Consider the following 258-nt stretch of genomic DNA (forward strand, 5'->3'; position numbering starts at 1 on the left):
GAACGCGGCAGCTCGGTTCGGGTGTGCCCTGGCGAGCGCGTTCCGCTCGACGGCGTCATCGCGCAAGGCGTGTCGTCGCTGGATCGCTCGCTGCTGACCGGCGAAACGGCGTTCATCACCGTCGAACCCGGCGACCTGGTCGAAGCCGGTGCGCTCAATGGAGACGGCGAACTGGTGGTGCTGGTCGAGCGCGCCTGGGGTGAGCGTCGCGTGGATCTGATCGCGCATAGCGTGCGGCAGATGCTCGCGCGCAAGACG

Annotated in this window: 1 pseudogene; it reads left to right on the top strand. The window is 68.6% G+C overall.

What is annotated here, in order from left to right:
• Positions 1-258: pseudogene (locus SB764_RS42115) on the top strand (cation-transporting P-type ATPase); the annotation flags it as partial.

Source organism: Paraburkholderia sp. SIMBA_027, from assembly GCF_046535315.1.
Taxonomy (GTDB): Bacteria; Pseudomonadota; Gammaproteobacteria; order Burkholderiales; family Burkholderiaceae; genus Paraburkholderia; species Paraburkholderia tropica.